General features: G+C 63.0%; 19 protein-coding genes. 6 read left to right on the forward strand and 13 right to left on the reverse strand.

Annotation, left to right across the window (positions count from 1 at the left end; genetic code table 11):
* Positions 1-230 precede the first annotated feature (230 nt).
* The 4 genes from HJB83_RS25915 to HJB83_RS25930 all read left to right on the forward strand — a co-directional run bounded on the left by HJB83_RS25915 (position 231) and on the right by HJB83_RS25930 (position 3,689).
* The gene (locus HJB83_RS25915; protein ID WP_207580848.1) at positions 231-842 is read left to right on the forward strand and encodes an O-methyltransferase; all 612 of its coding nucleotides are present in this window, start codon (positions 231-233) and stop codon (positions 840-842) included.
* Positions 843-1,032: 190 nt separating this feature from the next.
* Positions 1,033-1,806 (forward strand): alpha/beta fold hydrolase, encoded by a 774-nt coding sequence (locus tag HJB83_RS25920; RefSeq protein WP_207580847.1) that lies wholly within the window; start codon positions 1,033-1,035, stop codon positions 1,804-1,806.
* A gap of 198 nt (positions 1,807-2,004) precedes the next feature.
* On the forward strand, positions 2,005-2,964 hold the full coding sequence (locus tag HJB83_RS25925; protein WP_221132857.1) for an acetylxylan esterase: 960 nt from the start codon (positions 2,005-2,007) through the stop codon (positions 2,962-2,964).
* The gene (locus HJB83_RS25930) at positions 2,961-3,689 is read left to right on the forward strand and encodes an esterase family protein (RefSeq protein WP_207580846.1); all 729 of its coding nucleotides are present in this window, start codon (positions 2,961-2,963) and stop codon (positions 3,687-3,689) included. Before HJB83_RS25925 ends, HJB83_RS25930 begins: the two co-directional genes overlap by 4 nt.
* Positions 3,690-3,705: 16 nt before the next feature.
* On the opposite strand, the gene HJB83_RS25935 is transcribed toward HJB83_RS25930, so the two are convergent.
* From HJB83_RS25935 to HJB83_RS25995, 13 genes are all read right to left on the reverse strand, one after another.
* Complete coding sequence (locus HJB83_RS25935; RefSeq protein ID WP_221117607.1) at positions 3,706-4,698, reverse strand: dihydroxyacetone kinase subunit DhaK; 993 nt, start codon at positions 4,696-4,698, stop codon at positions 3,706-3,708.
* 48 nt (positions 4,699-4,746) lie between these two features.
* Positions 4,747-5,154: a hypothetical protein gene (locus HJB83_RS25940; protein WP_221132858.1), complete on the reverse strand. Its 408-nt coding sequence runs from the start codon at positions 5,152-5,154 to the stop codon at positions 4,747-4,749.
* A gap of 1 nt (position 5,155) precedes the next feature.
* The gene (locus tag HJB83_RS25945; protein WP_207580843.1) at positions 5,156-6,733 is read right to left on the reverse strand and encodes a putative PEP-binding protein; all 1,578 of its coding nucleotides are present in this window, start codon (positions 6,731-6,733) and stop codon (positions 5,156-5,158) included.
* Positions 6,717-7,073 carry an HPr family phosphocarrier protein gene (locus HJB83_RS25950; protein WP_207580842.1) on the reverse strand — a complete coding sequence of 119 codons (357 nt, stop codon included), beginning with the start codon at positions 7,071-7,073 and terminating at the stop codon, positions 6,717-6,719. The genes HJB83_RS25945 and HJB83_RS25950 overlap by 17 nt, the downstream gene beginning before the upstream one ends.
* Positions 7,073-7,471 carry a dihydroxyacetone kinase phosphoryl donor subunit DhaM gene (dhaM, locus tag HJB83_RS25955; RefSeq protein WP_207580841.1) on the reverse strand — a complete coding sequence of 133 codons (399 nt, stop codon included), beginning with the start codon at positions 7,469-7,471 and terminating at the stop codon, positions 7,073-7,075. Before dhaM ends, HJB83_RS25950 begins: the two co-directional genes overlap by 1 nt.
* Positions 7,468-8,088, reverse strand: coding sequence for a dihydroxyacetone kinase subunit DhaL (gene dhaL / locus HJB83_RS25960; RefSeq protein WP_207580840.1), 621 nt, complete (start codon positions 8,086-8,088; stop codon positions 7,468-7,470). The genes dhaM and dhaL overlap by 4 nt, the downstream gene beginning before the upstream one ends.
* 47 nt (positions 8,089-8,135) lie before the next feature.
* On the reverse strand, positions 8,136-9,776 hold the full coding sequence (locus HJB83_RS25965; protein WP_207580839.1) for a dihydroxyacetone kinase subunit DhaK: 1,641 nt from the start codon (positions 9,774-9,776) through the stop codon (positions 8,136-8,138).
* A 53-nt stretch (positions 9,777-9,829) separates the two neighbouring features.
* On the reverse strand, positions 9,830-10,858 hold the full coding sequence (locus HJB83_RS25970) for an ABC transporter ATP-binding protein (protein ID WP_207580838.1): 1,029 nt from the start codon (positions 10,856-10,858) through the stop codon (positions 9,830-9,832).
* Entirely contained in the window at positions 10,851-11,948 is a 1,098-nt protein-coding gene (locus HJB83_RS25975; protein WP_221132859.1) for an ABC transporter ATP-binding protein, read from the reverse strand. Before HJB83_RS25975 ends, HJB83_RS25970 begins: the two co-directional genes overlap by 8 nt.
* A 3-nt stretch (positions 11,949-11,951) precedes the next feature.
* On the reverse strand, positions 11,952-12,164 hold the full coding sequence (locus tag HJB83_RS25980; protein WP_162117324.1) for a hypothetical protein: 213 nt from the start codon (positions 12,162-12,164) through the stop codon (positions 11,952-11,954).
* A complete protein-coding gene (locus HJB83_RS25985; RefSeq protein WP_221117613.1) occupies positions 12,161-13,114 on the reverse strand; it encodes a carbohydrate ABC transporter permease in 954 nt (317 codons plus the stop codon). Before HJB83_RS25985 ends, HJB83_RS25980 begins: the two co-directional genes overlap by 4 nt.
* Positions 13,111-14,079: a carbohydrate ABC transporter permease gene (locus HJB83_RS25990; RefSeq protein WP_007629705.1), complete on the reverse strand. Its 969-nt coding sequence runs from the start codon at positions 14,077-14,079 to the stop codon at positions 13,111-13,113. The genes HJB83_RS25985 and HJB83_RS25990 overlap by 4 nt, the downstream gene beginning before the upstream one ends.
* A gap of 134 nt (positions 14,080-14,213) precedes the next feature.
* Positions 14,214-15,539 carry an ABC transporter substrate-binding protein gene (locus tag HJB83_RS25995; protein WP_207580835.1) on the reverse strand — a complete coding sequence of 442 codons (1,326 nt, stop codon included), beginning with the start codon at positions 15,537-15,539 and terminating at the stop codon, positions 14,214-14,216.
* Between the two features lie 541 nt (positions 15,540-16,080).
* Here HJB83_RS25995 and HJB83_RS26000 point away from each other — a divergent pair.
* Together HJB83_RS26000 and HJB83_RS26005 are read left to right on the forward strand one after the other, a co-directional pair.
* On the forward strand, positions 16,081-17,526 hold the full coding sequence (locus tag HJB83_RS26000) for an MFS transporter (protein WP_221117614.1): 1,446 nt from the start codon (positions 16,081-16,083) through the stop codon (positions 17,524-17,526).
* 166 nt (positions 17,527-17,692) lie between these two features.
* Positions 17,693-18,757: a histidine kinase dimerization/phosphoacceptor domain -containing protein gene (locus HJB83_RS26005; protein WP_207580833.1), complete on the forward strand. Its 1,065-nt coding sequence runs from the start codon at positions 17,693-17,695 to the stop codon at positions 18,755-18,757.
* Positions 18,758-18,891 lie beyond the last annotated feature (134 nt).

Raw genomic sequence — 18,891 nt, forward strand, 5'->3', positions numbered from 1 at the left:
CAGTCGCGCAGATCGAAGCCGCAAAGCCGTTCGATCATACGCGTTGAGTGACGTTAACGCTTACGTGGCCGGGTGACCCGGCCATTGACGGGTTTGATGTAGCCGACGGTGGCGGCGCGTGCAACCGCATGGCGGCTGCGAAATCCGATGAATGCCGAAGTTTAACTTTTCGCAGCCAATTCGGTCGGGCAAAGTCGGCCATCAATCGCAAGGACGGAAGGGCGGGCCCGATGGACAGCAGGATCGAGGAAGTGCTCAGCATCTATCACGCGATGATCGAGACGGAGCACAACAGCCCGCGCGAGCTGCCTCCGGGCGGCCGCGATGGCGGACAGGACCAGCGGCTGCGCGCGGTCGGACCAGAGACCGGACAGTTCATCAATATCATCGCCAGGAGCCTCAGGGCGCCGACCATTCTCGAACTCGGCACCTCCTTCGGCTATTCAGGGATATGGCTGGCAGACGCCGCGCGTGCCTCCGGCGGCCGGCTGATCACCATGGAAATGCACGATTACAAGTCGGCTTATGCGCGCGACATGGCCGTCAAGGCGGGTCTTGCCGACCACGTCGAATTCAAGGTCGGGGACGCAGTCCAGATGATCGGCGCGCTTTCTCAGGGCATCGACTTCGTGCTTGTGGATCTCTGGAAGGATCTCTACCTTCCCTGCCTCGAGGCCTTCTATCCCAAACTCAATCCGGGCGCGATCATCGTCGCTGACAATATGCTGCGTCCGGGAGGCGACGATGTCGGACGCTACGGCGAAGCCATCCGCGCCAAGCCGGGCATATCAAGTGTGCTGCTGCCGGTCGGCAACGGGCTCGAGGTCAGCCATTTCGACTGAGGTTGAGGCGAGGTTGGTTTTAGCGATCAGGCCGGCTGCGTCGAATGCCGGGAGGCGGATGACCTCGCGCCTCAGATGAGCGATCCGACACGGTGTTATCGACTAACCGATTTTCACCGGGTCCGGATCCCCGATCTCGAACCCATGCTCTTGCCCCTTCGACAGTCTCAACATGTGAGGAAACCAGATCATGATGATGAACAGACGGACTTTCTCGGCCGCCCTCGTTGCCGGCGCCGCCGCCACTCTTCTCTCCAGCCGCGGCATGGCCGCGACATCGGCTCCGGTGAAGGCGCGCAATGTCGTGCTGGTGCATGGGCTGTTTGCCGACGGCTCGTGTTGGACCGAGGTGATCGCGCGCCTGCAGGCTGCCGGACTGAACGCCACGGCTGCACAGAACCCGCTGACGACGTTGCCCGACGCCGTCGCCGCCGTAAAGCGGGTGCTCGACCGGCAGGATGGCCCGACGGTTCTGGTCGGGCATTCGTTTTCCGGCATGATGGTCACCGAGGCTGGCGTTCATCCCAACGTTTCGGCGCTCGTCTATGTCGCTGCGCGGGCGCCGGATGCGGGTGAGGATTATACCGCGCTTGCGAAGACCTTCCCGACGCCGCCGGCTTCGGCCGGCATCGTCTTCGACGGCGACGAGGGACGCTTGAACGAAGCGGCCTTCCTTCGCGATTTCGCCGGGGACCTGCCGGAGGCGAGGGCGAAAGTACTTTATGCCGTGCAGCAGCCATTCCAGAAGGCGCTGCTGACCGGCAAGACTACGCAGGCCGCCTGGCGTTCGAAGCCGAGTTGGTATGCCGTCTCGACCGAAGACCGGACGATCAATCCCGATCTCGAACGTTTCATGGCCAAGCGCATGGGGGCAAAGACGGTCGAGGTGAAGGCCAGCCACCTCTCGCTGATTTCCCATCCCGACGAGATCACCCAGCTGATCCTGGAGGCGGCCGGGCAGTAATTTCCGACGCCGGGCGGTGGTGTCTATGGGACGGTTACTCTGTGCATAGCGGATGCACCGTCGTAGTGCACGTCACCCGCCCCCGCCCTTCGAGGCTCCGGCCTTTGGCCTGCGCATGAGCGCTGCTGGCGAGAGCGGGTGGGAAAGTAGCCGTCACATCGTCTTGCGCGACCGGTGCTTTCACGCGACAAAGTCCAGATGAGTATCCCCACAACCCACCCATTCTCCTTCGATCCGACCTACGGCATGCAGCTCGAAGAGCTTCTTGCGGTCAAGCCGCCCAAAGCGCCTGATGGTTTCGACGATTTCTGGGAGGGGCGTTATCGCAAGGCGTTGACGGTCGATCCGCAGCCAGTGCTTTCCCGCAGCGAGATCACCCATCCAGATTGGCATGTGCTCGATCTCGTCTATGTCTCCACGGATGCGTTCCGGATCGGCGGTTGGCTCATCTTGCCGCGTCAGGGGCAGGTGCGGCGCGGCCTTGTCGTCGGGCACGGTTACGGCGGGCGGGATCATCCGGATTTCGACCTACCGGTCAAGGAAACGGCATTGATCTTTCCCTGCTGCCGCGGGCTGTCGCTCAGCGCCCATCCGCCGATTTCCGAAAACCCGTCCTGGCATGTGCTGTACAATATCGACAAGCTGGACTCCTATATCATCGGCGGCTGCGTCGAGGATATCTGGCTAGCCGTCTCGACGCTTGACGCGCTCTATCCCTGGCTCTCGGGGAATATCGGCTACAGCGGCATCAGCTTCGGCGGCGGCGTCGGGGCAATAGCGATCGCCTACGACGAGCGCATCGATCGCGGCCATCTGGCGCTGCCGAGTTTTGGGCACCAGCCGCTGCGCCTCGACCTGCCGAGCGTCGGCAGCGCACAATCGGTGCAGGAATATCAGGCAGAGCATGGAAATGTGCTCGAAACGCTCAGCTTCTACGATGCGGCGACCGCAGCACGGCGGATCGAGGTGCCGATGCTGACGGCAGTGGCGCTTTTCGATCCTTCGGTGGCGCCGCCCTGCCAGTTCGCTGTCGCCAATTCGATACCGAAATTTAATGAAATCTTCATCCTGGACGCCGGGCATTTCGACTACCCTGGAAGTGCTGAGCAAGAGGCGGTTCTCCGCGACAAGATCGGACAGTTCTTCAGGGTGCCATGAACCGCGAATACCTGCGCTGGTACAGTCAGCGTCTGCATCGAGACATGGAGATGCTGGTTTTCGGCCATGCCGGCGCCAAGGTGCTGGTGTTTCCGACGCGGGAAGGGACCTTCCTGGAATATGAGCAGCTTGGCCTGGTCGGAAGCCTAGCCGACAAACTGCAGGCCGGCCAACTCCAACTCTATTGCATCGAGGGACTGGCCGCCGAGAGCCTTTATGGCTCTGACCGCCATCCGGCCGAGCGTATCCGCCGACATGTCGCACTGGAGGATTATATCCTCAACGAGGTGCTGCCGCTGATGGCGGCGAAGAACCCGCATGACTGCACCATCGTGCATGGATGCAGCCTCGGCGCCTTCCAGGCGGCGAGCCTCTTCTTTCGCCATCCGCATCTCTTCTGCAAGCTCGTCGCCTTTTCCGGACGCTACGACCTCACGATGAAGGTAGAATCCTTTAGCGACCTGTTCGACGGCTATTACGATGACAGCGTCTATTTCCACACGCCGACGCATTTCCTGCCCGGCCTCGGCTCCGACTGGCGGCTCGACAGGCTACGTGAGCGCGACATCGTTCTCACCATCGGCGATGCCGATCCCTTCCTCGATAACAACCGCTATCTCAGCCGGCTGCTCGGCGAAAAGAATATTCGCCATCAGTTGCATGTCTGGGACGGCCGCGCCCACCGCGCCGGGGCCTGGCGGAAGATGGCGGCGCTTTACATCTGACGTCTGTGGTACACCCTTATGGCCAATGCAGCGCTGCAGTCGCCACCGGCGCGTCCCAGAGCGCGATCTCCTCGTCGGTCAGCAAGGCGAGGGTGATCGATAGTCCCTGCATGTCGAGCGAGGTGACGTAGGTTCCGACCAGTGAGCGCTCGATCGGGATGGCTTTCTCCTCGATGAAACGGCGGGCGCCATTATAGGCGAGGTAGAGTTCGGCAGGCGGCGTGCCGCCGAGGCCATTGACGAACAGCAGTGCTTTGCTGTCCGGCGTCACTGAGATGTCGCCAAAGATGGTCTCGCAGAGATGGCCGATGATGGCGTCGGAGGCAGCGAAGGGCTGCCGGGCATGGCCGGGTTCGCCATGGATGCCGACGCCCATTTCCATCTCGCCGGGTCCGAGCGTAAACGTCGTGCGCTCGGTCTGCGGCACCGTCACGCCGTTCAGCGCCACACCCATCGAGCGGATGCGTGTGTTCATCCCCTCGCCAAGCTGTTTCAACTCGGCGAGCGACATGCCGCGTTCGGCCGCAGCACCAAGGATCTTTTCGACGATGAGCGTGCCGGCAACACCGCGCCGGCCGCGGCCATCACCGGTTCTCGACGTCTCGATGTCGTCGCTGACGACGACCATGTCGAGGTTATGGCGGTCGCCTGCCATCTCGATGGCCATTTCGAAATTCATCAGGTCGCCGTCGTAATTCTTGACCACGAGCAGGCAGCCGGCGCCGGTATCGACCTCTTCGATGGCGGCAATGATCTGGCTCGGCGTCGGCGAGGTGAAGATATGGCCGACACAGGCGGCATCCAGCATGCCGTGGCCGACGAAGCCGATATGCATCGGTTCATGCCCGGCGCCGCCGCCGGAGATCAGCGCCACCTTGCCAGGGGTGAGATGGCGGCGGCGGATGCATCTGCGCTCGGGCCCGAACACCACGAAGGCCTCATGGGCGCGCACGAAGCCTTCGACGCTTTCGGCGACCATGGTTTCCGCAGTGTTCATGAACTTCTTCATCAAGCCCCCAAGGCCAAAAGCATTACGTTACGTCAAGCGGCTCACTCGTCATTCCGCGTCCGATATTGCGACGATCTTCTGCACCAGATCGGAGATCGCCTCTTCAAGAAGGCGGTTTTTCCTGTCGTCACCGAAATCAGGCACCATCAGCGACAGGTGCCGCAATTTCTCTGTGTGGCCGACATCCGGCAGCTTTCCGGGATGGGCGGCCTGATAGGCTTCGAGAAAGCGCTCCTGTTCGGTGGCGCTGAAGTGGCAGACGCGGACGATCGTCGCGAGATGGCGCGCCGGCAGCGGCGTCGCATAGGTCGGGCTGGTGATCTGGGTGACGAAGCTGCGATGCTTTCCAAGCGCCGTCGCCAGGCGCTGGCGCGTGCCCGATGGCCTGTTGTCGATGATCTGCGCCAGAATGGACTTGTAGGCGATAATGGCGTCTTCGGTGTCTTCGCGCGCCATTCTATTCTCCGGCTGCCCTTGTGCCATCGGCATTGAGGCCGATGATCGCCGATCTTATCGCGGGACGCCGGGCCGGCGCCACGGAAAAATGCCGGAGGCCGGCAGCGAGCAGTGCAGGCAGATAGCTGGGATCGCCGGCCATGTCGCCGCAGATGCTGACCGGCTTGCCAGCGGCAAGCTTCACCGCCTCGGCAATCAGCCGGAGCACGGCGGGTGCTGCCTTGCCGGCATCGGCGTCGACGTCCTCTCGGGCGGAGGCGGCAAGATATTGGGTGAGATCGTTGGTTCCGAACGAGAAGAATGCCGCAGATCCGAAGGTGTCGAGCATCAATGCCGCCGCCGGCACCTCCACCATCATGCCGATCGGCGGCATGCGGTGGAGCAGGGAACGGCGGCCGAGCTTTTCGGCCTCCTCGCGGAATATCTCGCGCATCCTGTCGATTTCGTCGGGAAAGGTCACCATCGGCAGCATCACCGAAAGCCTACCGAAGACGGCGGCGCGCAGCAGGGCGCGTGCCTGGACGCGGGCGATTTCCGGCTGGGCAAGCAGCAGTCGGATGCCGCGCAAGCCCGAGGCGAGAGCCGGCAGGTCTTCGAGGCCAGCGAGCGGCTTGTCGCCGCCGATATCGAGCATGCGGATCGTCACCGGCCTTTCGCCCGCCTGCTCCAGCACGCGGCGATAGATTGCCAGCTGCCGCTCCTCGTTGGCTGCATCGGCGACCGAGGCAGTTGAAAATTCCGAGCGCATCAGGCCGACGCCCGCCGTTGCCGGATCGAGCGCATCGATCTCGGCGGGCTCGTTGATGTTGATCGAGAGCAGGATCGGCACGCCGTCCGCCGTGCGCAGTTCACCGCCAGCGGTTTGTGTGTCGCCGGCAGGCGCTTGTGCGGGTGCGAGCGGCGGGATCAGCATGCTGCCCGCCTGCAGGACGACCGCACCGGCGTTTCCGTCGACGCTGACAGGATCTCCGTCCACGGCCGAAAAGCGGCCCGTGCCAACCACCATCGGCACCGATTTCGCCCGGGCGAGCAGGGCGACATGGCCGGCGGTGCTGCCTGCAAACAGCGCGATGCCGCCGCCGTTCGACCAGTCATGGGCGAGAAAGCGGCTGGGCTCCATGTCCTTGCCGACAAAGACGGAGCCGGACGGGAAATCGGCGATCGGGGTGCCGGCGAGCGCGCCGAGCACGCGGTTCTTGATGTCGAGAATATCGACGGCACGCGCCCGCATCTGCTCCTCGTCGGCCGCTTCGAGTTCACCGATATAGGCGTCGAGGGTGGCGACCCAGGCAAAGACGACGTTCGCGTCGGTTTCCATGCGGGCGCCGGTCGCTTCCGCGATCGTCGGATCGCGCAGCACCTCGATCTGGAAATCGATGATATCGCGGCTTTCGGCGTCGGCTCCCTCGGCAAGGCGCTCGAGTTCGCCGATCGAGATGTCGATCGCCTTTTCCAGCGCGGCGTATCCGCCGGCGGTCCGAGGCGCGGCGGGAGCGCCTGGCCGCTCGGCCAGAAAGGCCGGGCCGGATGCGATGCCCGGGGATGCGCTCTTCGCTTTCAGTCTAAGCGGTCCGGCCATGTTTCTTTTCCTCATCGAAATTGCGCTCGATGAGTCCCTTCAGGGCGCGGATCGCCTCTTCTGCAAGAATGCCGTCGGCGCGGATCCTGAGGATCGACCCCTTGCGGATTCTCGCGCCCATGATCTTGATGATGCTCTTGCCGTTCAGCCAGACATCGCTGCCGTTGACCGCGACCTCGATCGAGCAAGGGAAGGACTTGGCAAGCCGCGTGAAGGTGACGGAGGGGCGGGCATGCAGCCCGACACCGTGCTTGACTTCGACCTCCGTCTGGCAATTCACCTTAGATGGCTCGGGCAATCGCTCGGGCTCCTGTTTCTCTATGCGCAATCCGCTCGTCATCAGGGCGATAGTTCCTCGGCTGTGGCGACCACCTTGGCCAGTGACGCGCCCCCCGACGCCTCGGCGGCGGCGATGACGGCGCCCTCGACCAGCGGGGCGTTGCAGATGGAGACGAGGGCCGAGCGGGGAAGGCCCAGCATTTCGATCGCCATCTCGCTGTTGGTTTCGGCACCGCCGAGATCGACGAAGACGGCAACCCCGGCATCGGACCAGGCGGCCTCGATCGCTCTGAGGATGCCGCCGGCATCGGTGCCGAGCTCGCCATGGACGTTGCCGCCCGACCAGGAGAGCGGCACGCAGTCGCCGACCATCTGCCGCACCATGTCGGCGATGCCCCGTGCCACAAGCGGCGAATGGGAGACGATCACGATGCCCACATTTGCGGTCTTTCCATTCATTCCGGACGGTGCTCCCCGAGATAACGGCAGATCGCCGTGGTCAATAGTGCGCAGCTCGAGGCGCCGGGATCGACGTGGCCGATCGAACGGTCGCCGAGATAGGCCGCGCGCCCGCGCATCGCCTTCATATCAGCCGTGCGGCTGGCGGAACGTTCGGCCTTGCGGGCGATCGTGCCGAGCGGTGAGCGGCGGGCGAGTGCCGCATGCACGGGATAGAGCACGTCGAGCAATGTCTTGTCGCCGGCATGCGCCCGTCCGCGCCTTGCCACCGCGTCGATCGCCTGCTTTAGCACCAGCGAAAAATCGGCCTTCGCCTCGCTTTTGCGAAGCTCACGGCCGATCTCCATCAGCAGCGTGCCGTAGAGCGGCCCGGCGGCACCGCCGACATTCATCACCAGCGTCAGGCCGATCTTTTCCACGGCGTCGGGGAAGGGCAGGCTGGACAGGCTTTCGCCTTCGGCGCTCACCGCTTCGCAGCCGCGCCGCATATTGGTTCCGTGGTCGCCATCGCCGATGGCCCGATCAAGCGCGCAGAGGTGATCGCTGTTTTCCGCGATTGCCGCGCGGCACACCTCGATCAATCCCGCAACTAGCACCGGTTCCGCCTGCACTGCCATCCTCCCTGTCGCCGCGCCTGCCACGCGGCTCTCAAACTTTACTCCGGTCAGACGAGGCTTGCCACCACCCCGAACGCGCCGGCAACCGCGACGGCGCCGGGATCGGCGACGCCCGCCAGATCCCTTTCGCCGACATAGGTGGCGCGTCCGGCTCTTGCCTTCATCATCGTCTTCGTCGACTCGGCACCGGCTGCCGCAGCCCTCGCTGCGGCGGCGATATCGCCGGATGCAAAGGCCTTCAAGGCGGGTGCCAAGGCATCGACCATCGTCCGGTCGCCGACTCCGGCGCCGCCATAGAACGTCATCCTATCGAGCCCGGCAAGAAGGGCAGCGGCGATGTCGGCTTTGTCAGCCATCGCTTTTGCCGCCGCGGTGAAGAAGATCGACAGCAGCACGCCGCTCGACCCGCCCATGCTGGTGCCGAGGATATCGCCGAGCGAGGCGAGCGTTGCCGCCGGCCGGTCGAGCGGCAGCGTGTCGAGGCGGGCAAGCACGCTGCGGGCGCCTGTCGCCACTGTCGAGCCGGTATCGCCGTCGCCGACGCGGCCGTCCAGCCTGTTGAGTTCGCTTTCCTGCGAGATCAGATGCTCGCAGAGCGCCGTGATCAGGCGACGGTTGCGCGTGTTTTCCCCGGCTGCGGCCGCGCCATTCATGCCGGCCGCCGCCCTCGGTGCGGCGATGACGTTGATCTCGTGGCGTTCGACGGCAGGCATCCAGGCATGCGGTTCGACCGCCACCGTCAGCGCCGCCTCGCGAGCGGCATCCAGCCGGATCAGCGACAGCGAGAAACCGTTCATATTGAGCGCGGTCATCATCGGCGCCGGCCCGATGATCAGCCGGACGCGGCGGCCAAGCGGCGAGGAGAGCACGGCATTGGCAATGACCGCCATTTCGAGCGGCGGCACGGCGCCGAGATTGTTGATGAGGAGGGCGTGGCTTGCTCCTTCGCGCAATGTCGGTGACAGGCGCGCCACCATGGTCGCGACAATATCGGCAACCGGCTGCAGCGTGATGCGCTCGACGCCCGGCTCGCCATGGATGCCGAGGCCGAGTTCGCCCTCGTCGGCACCGAGACGATCCTCATGCGCCTGGCCGGGCACGCTGCAAGTGGAGAGTGACATGCCAAGCGAGACGATGTCGCCCGCTGCTGAGGCGGCATGGGCCGCGACGGTCTTCAGGTCGTCGCCCCTTTCGGCGTGATAGCTTGCGATCTTGTGGACGAACAGCGTGCCGGCGACGCCGCGCGGCTGGTTGATGTCGGGGATGGCGATATCGTCGGCGACGATGACCATCTCGACGTCGAAGCCTTCGGCGCGCGCTTTTTCGGCGGCGAGGCCGAAATTCAGGCGGTCGCCGGTGTAGTTTTTGACGATCAGCAGCGCGCCCTTCGGGCCGGTCACGGCGCGGATCGCCGTCAGCACGGCATCGACGCTCGGCGAGGCGAAGATTTCGCCGGATACGGCCGCCGTCAGCATGCCCTTGCCGACGAAGCCGGCATGGGAGGGCTCATGGCCTGCGCCGCCGCCCGAGATGATCGCCACCTTCGACTTGTCCCAATCCGCGCGCAGAATCACTTTGATGTCGGGAAAGCTGTCGAGGCGGGCGAGACGACCGCTGCCGCTCGTCAGGAGCAGACCGTCCAGAGCTTCGGTAACGATGCTTTCTCTGCGGTTGAAGAAGTGTTTCATCGATCGAGACCCGTCTGTTCGTTTTTCATGCCATCGTCACGTCTGTTTGCCGGTCAGGACAGGCGCTGTCCAGCCGCATCGAAATAAAGCGGATCGCGCAGCGTCAGGCTGATCCGGTCACCCGGCGCAATCGCCAGATATGGATCAGCAAGTGTCACGAGCTTGTGATCCCGCGCGGGCTGCTTGGGATCGGCAACCCTGATGTGCAGATGGTTCTGGTCGCCGAGATGCTCGATCCAGTCGATGGCGGCATTGGCTTCCTTGCCGACGATGATGTCGAGATGTTCGGTGCGGGCGCCGACCGTCTTCGTGCCGGCCGGCGGCTGGCCGCCCGGGAGCAGGTCCGCCGGCAGAAGGTTGATGTGCGGCTGGCCGAGACGGGCGGCGACATGCAGGTTGGCGGGATTGCCGTAGATCTCGCGCGGCGTTCCGACCTGCATCAGCCGCCCCTCGGCGACGATGCCGATGCGGTCGGCCATGGTCATCGCTTCCACCTGGTCGTGGGTGACATAGAGCAGCGTCGAGCCCAGTTCCTTCTGGATGCGCTTCAGCTCCAGGCGCAGTTCGGCGCGCAGTTTCGCGTCGAGAGAGGAGAGCGGCTCGTCCATCAGATAGATCGCCGGCCGGCGGACCAACGCGCGGCCGATCGCGACACGCTGCATCTCGCCGCCGGAAAGCCTGGTCGAGCGGTTCTCCAGCTTGTGGTCGATGCGGACCATACGCGCGACCTCGCGGACGCGACGGTCGATCTCCACCGCACTCAGCTTACGGACCGGCGCCTTCAGCGGGAAGGCAAGGTTCTCGTAAACCGTCATGTGCGGATAGAGCGAATATTGCTGGAAGACGAAGGCGACGTCGCGCTCGGCGGGTGCTTCGGCGGCGACATCGCGGCCTCCGATCTCGATGCGACCGCCATCCGGCCTTTCAAGGCCGGCGATCAGCCGCAGCGTCGTGGTCTTGCCGGCGCCTGTGGGACCGAGCAGCACGACGAACTCGCCGTCGCGGATCGAAAGATCGAGGTCGGCCAAGGCCTGGGTATCGCCGAAGCGTTTGGCGAGGTTCCTGAGGATGACATCAGCCATGCCGGGTCTCCTGATAGAGCGAGGATGCCACCGCACGGCCCGACGTGCAGTCGAAGAGCGTGAGTTTTTCCGGGTTGAATTCGAGGCCGACGGTTTCGCCGATCCGGAAGCTGCGATTGGCGGGAACACGGGCCTTGATCAGGCCGCCCGGGGTTTCCACAGCCACGACCTGATTGGTGCCGAGATATTCGCTGCCGTAGATGGCGCCGCGGAGCGCCGAGGCGTCGCTGAAGCGGATATGTTCCGGCCGCACGCCGAGCGCCAGCTCGCTTTCGGCCATGTCCTCTCGGATCTCGGGAACGGCGACATCGGCGCCGTCGAGCAGGATGGAGCGGTCGCCACTTTTCAGGCCCGAGGTGAAGCGCATGAAGTTCATCGGCGGCGAACCGATGAAATCGGCGACATACATGGTTGCGGGCTTGGCATAGATCTCCTGCGGCGTGCCGAACTGCTCGATGACGCCATGGTTCATGACGGCGATCTTGTCGGCCATCGCCATCGCCTCGTGCTGGTCGTGGGTGACGTAGACGGTGGTCGCGTGGATTCGGTTGTGCAGTTCACGCAGCTCGTGGACCATGATCTCGCGGAACTCGGCGTCGAGCGTGCCGAGCGGCTCGTCCATCAGGAAGCATTTCGGGCGCCGGACGATGGCACGGCCGAGCGCCACGCGCTGCCGGTCGCCGCCGGCCAGGCCCGATACCGAGCGGTTGAGAATATGATCGATCTGCAGCAGCCGAGCGGTCTCTTCGACACGCTGACGGATTTCGGCCTTGGCCATGCCCTGCGACAGCAAAGGGAAGCCGATATTCCTGCGCACGTTCATATGCGGGTAGAGTGCGAAGAGTTGGAAGACGAAGGCGATGTCGCGGGCGCTGGCGCGGTTGAACGTAACATCCTCGCCGTCGAGATAGATCTTGCCGCTGCTCGGCAGCTCGAGACCGGCGATCATGCGAAGCGTCGTCGTCTTGCCGCAGCCGGAAGGCCCGAGCAGCGCCAGGAACTCGCCGTCATGAACAGTAAAGCTCGAATCCTGCACGGCGACGAAGCTGCCGAACTCCTTGCGGAGATTTTCGATCCGGATGTCCGCCATGGTTCACTCCGGGAATTTTGAGACGATGATGAACATCACCGTGCCTGCAAGCAGGGTGACCAGCGAATAGGTGTAGAGCACCAGTAGGAATGGTTGGAACAGCATTAGGAAGCCGAGCCCGATCAGAACGGTTGCGATGGTCTCCATCGGGCCGCGGCGCAGGAAGAACGGCCGTTTTGGGCGGGCAGGGGTGCGTGTTTCGATCAGGTGGGTCATTTGCGGACGGCTCCGAAGGTGATGCCGCGCAGCAGCTGCTTGCGCAGAAGAATCGTGAAGACGAGGATCGGGATCAGGAAGATCGTCGTGCCGGCGGCAACAGCCGGCCAGTCCTGCCCGCCTTCGCCGATGATCGTCGGGATGAAGGGCGGCGCGGTCTGCGCCTCGCCCGAGGTCAGAAGGGCGGCGAAGGCATATTCGTTCCAGGCGAAGATCAGGCAGAAGATCGCGGTGGCGGCGATACCGGTTGTGGCCTGCGGCAGCACCACCTTGCGGAAGGCCTGCAGCCTCGTATAGCCGTCGATCATCGCCGCTTCCTCGTATTCGCGCGGGATTTCGTCGATGAAACCCTTGAGCAGCCAGACGGCGAGCGAGACGTTGACGGCGGTGTAGAGCAGGATCATGCCCACGGCCGTGTCCGACAGACCGAGCTCGCGATACATCAGGTAGATCGGGATGGCGACGGCAATCGGCGGCATCATGCGCGTCGACAGGATGAAGAACAGCAGGTCATCGGCAAGCGGCACCTTGAAGCGCGAGAAGCCATAGGCGGCGAGCGTGCCGAGGAAGACCGCGAGGAAGGTGGAGCCGAAGGCGATTACCAGCGAATTGATGAAACGCGGCAGGAAATTCGACGGGCCGGCGATCACCATGTTGCGCTTGCGCGTCACCTCCTCGCAGGTGCCGACCGGCGCCGGCAGCGAGGCGATATAGTCGGGAGTCTGCCGCGTACGCGTGGTGAACAGGTTGCAATAACCTTCGAGCGACGGCGTGAAGACGATCTTCGGCGGATAACTGATCGAATCCGGCGGCGATTTGATGCTGGTCAGGAAGATCCAGACGAGCGGGATGAGGGTGATCAGCGCATAGAGGATGACGATCGTGCCGGCGATGCGCTTGCTGGAACGGTTCGGTTCGACGACCGAATGGGCTGAGTTGGCGGCGGTCATCGTTGCTTCACCCTGTTCAATGCCTTGACATAGATGTTGGCGAGGCCGAACACCGCGACGAAGAGGACGATGGCGAAAGCCGAGGCCCGGCCGGTCGCCCAGCTTTCGAAGGCGACGCGCTTCAGCGTGATCGAGGCAACCTCGGTGACGGAGCCCGGCCCGCCGCCGGTGAGCAGCGTCACCATATCGAACATCTTGAAATTCTCGATGCCACGGAAGAGCACGGCGAGCATGATGAAGGGCAGGGCCATCGGCACGGTGATCGACCAGAACTGGCGCCACGGCGAGGCGCGGTCGACCTCGGCCGCTTCGTAGATATAGTCGGGGATCGAGCGCAAGCCGGCGAGGCAGATCAGCATCACATAAGGCGTCCACATCCAGGTATCGACGATGATAATCGCCCAGGGCGCCAGAGTGACATTGCCGAGCATCTGGATATCGGAGGTTGGAATGCCTGATACCAGCGACACCGCATAGGCGAAGAGGCCGATTTGCGGCTCGTAGAGGAAGCGCCAGAAATTGCCGACGACGGCGGGCGACAGCATCATTGGGATCAGGATGATCGTTGTCCAGAAGGCATGGCCGCGAAACTTGCGGTCGATCAGATAGGCAAGGCTGAAGCCGATCACCGTCTGCAGGAGGATGGTCCAGAAGACGAAATGCGCGGTGGTCTGCATCGCCTGCCAGATATCGGGGTCGTTCAGAACGCGCTGGTAATTTCCAAGGCCGACGCCCTGAACCGGCGCATTCGGCCGGTTGGCGCGGTAATTGGTGAAGGAGAGATAGATTGCCCAGATCAGCGGGAAGATGTTGATCGCCAGCAGCAGGATGATCGCCGGAGCGATAAACAGCCAGGCGATCGCCCTGTCGGAGAGGCCGCGGACGCGCCGGGCGACCGAGACCGGCGTTGCCCTTGCTGTCGCATCGACTGCATTCTCGACTATGGAGGAATGGGAAATGGTCAAGTTTTCACCCGATCTTTGGGATGTGGGTCTTTTGGGATATGGGAGATCTGGCGGCCCGGCTCGTCTGCCGATCCGGGCCGCCATCCAGGTAAGGATGGCGCGCAGAGGGGTGCCGCCTGTCCTGTGGTCGGACACTAAATCTTGCCGTCGTCCTTGAAGACTTCTTCCCAGTCCTTCACCAGACCGTCGAGCGCTTCCTTGGCTGTGCCGTTGCCGGCAACGACGTAGTTATGGACGCGTTTCTGCATGTCCTGCAGGAGGGTGGCATAGCTTGGTTCGGCCCAGAAATCCTTGACGATCGCCATGGAGTCCAGGAAGGCCTGGGCGTAGGGCTGGCTCTTGGCAAAGCCTGGCGCATTGACGACGGAATTCAGGCAGGAATAACCGCCGAGTTCCCACCACTTGGCCTGAACGTCAGGCTGGGCGAACCACTTGATGTATTGAAGTGCTGCGTCCTTCTTGTCGGAATAGGAGACGACCGAAATGCCCTGTCCGCCGAGCTGGGCGAAATGCGCCTTTTCAGCCGGATTGGGGAAGAAGCCGATCTTGTCGCCGCCGACCTTCTCGTCCTTGTAAAGACCGGGCCAGGTGAAGGCGAAGTTCATCTGCATGGCAACCTGGCCGGATTTGAAGGCATCGGCGGATTCGACCATGTAGACGTTCGAGCTGCCGGGCGGTGTGCAGCAATCATAAAGGGACTTGTAGAATTCCAGTCCCTTCACCGCATCGGCCGAGTTGACGAAGCCTTCCATGTCGTAGGGCTTCTTCGGGTTCTCGTACTGGAAACCCCAGTCGTAGAGGACGTTGGTAACGCCCATGGTGATGCCTTCAGAGCCGCGCTCTGTATAGATCGAGGCGCCGTAGACGGTCTTGCCGTCGATCTCGCGCTTCTGGAAGAATTCGGCGATCTGCTTCAGCTCATCATAGGTCTTGGGGGCGGCCAGATCCCGGCCATATTTTCCCTTGAACTCCTTCTGCAGTTCCGGTTTCTCGAACCAGTCCTTGCGGTAGGTCCAGCCGACGACATCGCCCATGGCCGGCAGCGCCCAATAGTTCGGCGTGTTCTTCGGCCATTCCGAGTAGCCGACGACCGTCGCCGGCACGAAGTCATCCATCTTGATGCCTTCCTTGTCGAAGAAGTCGTTGAGCTTGACGTAGTGGCCGTTTTCGGCCGAGCCGCCGATCCACTGGCTGTCACCGATGATGAGATCGCAGAGCTTGCCATGGGAATTCAGCTCGTTGAGGAAGCGGTCGGCGTAACTCGTCCAGGGAACGAATTCGAATTTCATCTGCGTGCCAGTCTTGGCGGTGAAATCCTTCGACAGCTCGACGAGCGCGTTGGCGGGATCCCATGCGGCCCAGCAGAGCGTCAGTTCATCGGCTTTGGCGAGATTGGGCAATGCCGACGACATGACGAATGCCGTGGCGAGCCCCAAAAGGGCTTTCGATGTTTTCTGCATAAGTTCCTCCCAGAACCAAGGGCCGGCTCCCCGCCGGCGTCGCATGTTCACCCATTTCAGAGAATGCTCACATGAACTCCTCAATCATCATGTTTAGCAATGTGTTTAGTAATAGCAATTTATATAAACATTGCAAGCGGCAATCGTTGCTGCACTGCACAGGTGGCTCGCCAAGCGGGCGGGGAGTTTGCGGGACCAATCTCAGCGCTTCTTGGAAATTTCGTTCGCGAGCGTACCGATACGGGGAAATCTGACCTCGCGGCGAGATTGGCCGCAGGATATGGACCTCGACGCCGCTCCTGTTTTCCCGGGAGCGGTTCAAACTTGGCCTCGCTCCGGCGGGGCCTTTTTCTTAAGGTCGCGCCGCCCGCCGCGTCGGGAATATTCCCGAGCAGTGCGAGATTTAGCCTTTCCGGCCGTGCGCAACGAGCGTATGCAGCCAGTGCGCGGCGTGTTTCCGCGTTCTCCCGCGCGGCAGATCTCCGATCGGCTTCCTTCCCGTTTTCCTGCCGCGGCATCCAGACTTTTCATTGGCAGATCGATGACCACGGCAGAGACGAGCGAGAATCGGCAAGAGGCGGCAAGCGGCCGCCAGGCGAAGATCGTGGCGCTGGTTGTTGCCGTTTCCTTCTTCATGCAGATCCTCGACGGCACGATCGTCGCCACCTCGCTGCCGCAGATGGCGGCAAGCTTTAATGTACAGCCGGTGTCGATGAGCATCGGCATCACCGTCTACATGCTGACGATGGCAGCCTTCATTCCTTTGTCGGGCTGGCTCGGCGACAGGTTCGGTGCGCGCCGTATCTTCCTGATGTCGATCGCCGTCTTCACCGCCGCCTCGCTGTTCTGCGGGCTGTCCGGCAGCCTGGCGGAATTTGTGCTGTGGCGCGCCGTCCAGGGGGCGGGCAGCGCACTGATGACGCCTGTCGGGCGCATCATCGTGCTGAAAAACGCCCGCAAGTCCGAACTCGTCCAGGCGATCGCGTTGATCACCTGGCCGGCGCTGACGGCGCCGGTGATCGGCCCGGTGCTCGGCGGCTTCATCACCACCTATGCCAGCTGGCACTGGAACTTCCTCATCAACATCCCGATCGGCATTCTCGGCATGGCACTGGTGCTGCGCTTCGTGCCGGAGCAGCGCGAGGCCGATCCCGGCCGGCTGGATTTTGTCGGCTTCATCCTGAGCGCGGCAGGGCTGACTTTTCTTCTCGCCGCCCTGGAGCTTTCGATCAAATGGGAAGGTGGGCTTTTGCCGGTCATATCAATGCTGGCGGCGGGCGTCGTGCTGTCTGTCATGGCGACACGGCATTTCCTCACCGTCGATAATCCGCTGCTCGAGCTTTCGGCCTTCCGCATCCAGACGTTCTCGATGTCGACGCTGTCGGCAGGCACGGCCTGCAGGGTGGCGATCAATGCGACACCGTTCCTGCTGCCTCTGTTGTTCCAGCTCGGTTTCGGGCTGAGTTCGATTGCCGCCGGCGCCTATCTGCTCGTCTATTTCCTCGGCAATCTCGGCATGAAGACGGTGACGACGCCGCTCCTGCGCTTCTTCGGCTTCCGCTTCGTGCTTGTGTTCAACGGGCTGATCGCGGCACTTTCGATCGCCGCCTGCGGTTTCCTCTCGCCGGAAACGCCACAGTTTTTCACCTATGCGCTGCTTTTCCTCGCCGGCCTGTCGCGGTCGATGGAATTCACCGCGCTGAACACGCTCGCCTTCGCCGATATCGGCCCGGCGCAACGAAGTTCGGCCTCGACGCTGTCGAGCATGCTGCAGCAGGTATCGATGCTGCTCGGCGTGGCGGTGGCGGCGGCCGTCCTCAATATCGCCGCGGCTCTGAGAGGCGCCGACAATCCCGTTCTTGCCGATTTCCGCTGGGCTTTCGTCGTGGTTGGCGCGATCGGCATGGTCTCGGTGCTGCGTTTCCTGCAATTGCCGGCGGAGGCGGGAGCTGAAGTATCCGGACACCGGAAATTCCTGAAAAATTAGCCTCCACTGTGAAACAATCGGCCCCAGTCCCGTTCCGCGCCGCCTGCGACAAGAGTGAGGGATAACCGCTGTTTACCTCGGGCGGCCAATGCAATACGACATTGCCATGCGGACGACTCGGACGCTTGCCGGCGGTCGTCGCTGCGAGAAAAAGCCGGGAGACGGAATGAGCAATTCTAGCGGCGATGCGGATGCCCTGATCCACATCCTCTATATCGACGACGACGAGGGGCTCGCCCTCTTGATGCAGAAGAACCTTGGCCAACGCGGCTTTTCGGTCGAATGGGCTGAGAACGGTGCGGCCGGCCTTGCCAGACTCGGCAAAGGCGGCTTCGACGCCGTCGTGCTCGATCATGTCCTGGCTGACGAGACCGGCCTCGACATTCTGCCCTGCATCACGGCGCTGCCGGATCATCCACCGGTCATCTATGCGACGGGCTCGGACGATACCAGCATCGCGGTCGCGGCGCTCAAAGCCGGCGCCGACGATTACATGCTCAAGGGAATCTCGGCCGATTATTTCGACCTGCTCGCCGCTGCCCTCGAACAGGCGCTGGAGCGGGCGCGTTTTCGCCGCGAAACGGCGCAGGCGCAGGAGGTGATCCGTCAGCAGCGCGACCTTGCCGAAATGCTGCTTGCCGAAGTCAATCACCGCATTGCCAACAGCCTCGGCCTCGTCGGTGCGCTGATCCGCATGCAATCCTCGATGACCAAAGACCAGGTGGCGATCGACGCGCTGCACGAAACGCAGATGCGCATCAACGCCATCGCCAGCGTGCACCGCCGGCTCTATACCAACCGGCAGGTCGGATCTGTCCAGGTGGATGAATATCTGAACAGCCTGCTCACCGAACTCGAAGCCTCGATGCGCGACGACAAGCGGCCGCACCGCGTCGTGCTGACCGCTGAGCCGGTCAATCTGGCGACCGACAAGGTGATCACGCTCGGGCTGATCGTCAGCGAACTCGTCACCAATGCCTTCAAATATGCCTATCGGGACGGCGTGCCGGGCGAGATCCGGGTATTTGTCGATCAGACGGACGAGGGGTTGAGGGTTGTCGTCGAGGATGATGGGGCGGGGTTCGATCCGGAGAGCCCGGCGAGGGGAACGGGGCTCGGCGCGCGTATTTTGACGGCCATGGCTGCGAGCTTGAAATCGGATTTCGCCTATGATCCCGGGCATGATGGTACGAAGGCGACGCTGGTGTTTTCGTTGCATGAGGGGAAGTAGGGTTTTGCGCAGCCGCAATTGCGCAATGCGGCCATAGTTCAAGAAGCCTGCCCCTCACCCTAACTGCCGGGGCCGAGCCGCGGGTCTCGACCCGTCCTTCGGACCCCCGTTCTGACGTGGAGAGGGGACGTGCC

This window comes from Rhizobium sp. NZLR11, from assembly GCF_019685115.1.
Taxonomy (GTDB): domain Bacteria; phylum Pseudomonadota; class Alphaproteobacteria; order Rhizobiales; family Rhizobiaceae; genus Rhizobium.